This is a genomic window from Microbacterium umsixpiens (assembly GCF_053543675.1).
In genome coordinates, this window is sequence record NZ_JBLVOH010000227.1 from 1,535 (window position 1) to 2,478 (window position 944).

The following is a 944-nucleotide window of genomic DNA, read 5'->3' on the forward strand; positions in this document are numbered from 1 at the left end:
CCTCCAGAACGAGGGCATCACCGCGATGGTCGGCGCCGCGTCGTCGAGCGTCACCAAGCTCATCCTCGACGGCAACGCCGGCGCGGGCATCCTCACCGTCTCGCCGTCGAACACGTCGCCGGACTTCTCGGGCATCAACCCGCTGTACTTCCGCACGGCACCGAGCGACAACCTGCAGGGCGAGGTCCTCGGCAACCAGATCGCCGAAGACGGCCACAAGACCCTCGGCATCATCTACCAGAACGACCCCTACGGCACCGGTCTGTTCGAGGCCATCAAGTCGACGTTCGAGGGCACCGGCGGCGAGGTCGTCGCCGATGCATCCTTCAACCAGGGCGACGGTCAGTTCAACGCTCAGGTGTCTGAGATCGCGGCCGCCAAGCCCGACGCCGTCGCGGTCGTCTCGTACGACCAGTTCGCGACCATCGCGCCGCTGCTCGGCAACGCGGGCGTCGACACGGGCTCGCTGTACCTCGTCGACGGCAACCTGAAGGACTGGGGCACCGACGTCTCGGTCAACCTCGAGGGCTCGAAGGGAACCCGCGCCGGCGCTGAGCTGCCGCAGGACTTCCTCGACCAGCTCAACGAGGTCTGGACGGCCGACGGCAACGACCCGATCGACGCCGTGACCTACTCGGCTGAGGCCTACGACGCCGTCATCCTCATGGCGCTGTCGGCTCTGGCTGCCGGCTCCGTCGAGGGCGCCGACATGGCTGAGCAGATGGGCACCGTGTCCGGCGGCGGCGACAAGGGTGAGAAGTGCACCACGTACGCCGAGTGCGCCGACATCATCAACGGCGGCGGCACGGCGGACTACGACGGTCTCTCCGGCGAGATCACGTTCGACGAGAACAACGACCCGAAGGGCGCCGCGATCGGCGTCTACGAGTTCGGCGCCGACAACACCACCACGCGCCTCAAGTAAGCGCACAGACGGGGGCCCC

At 67.7% G+C, this 944-nt stretch carries 1 protein-coding gene; it reads left to right on the plus strand.

Annotation, left to right across the window (positions count from 1 at the left end; all coding sequences use genetic code 11):
• Positions 1-925 (plus strand): ABC transporter substrate-binding protein (locus ACNPM4_RS19050; protein WP_448986780.1); only part of this gene is annotated, 925 nt, incomplete at its 5' end.
• Positions 926-944 lie beyond the last annotated feature (19 nt).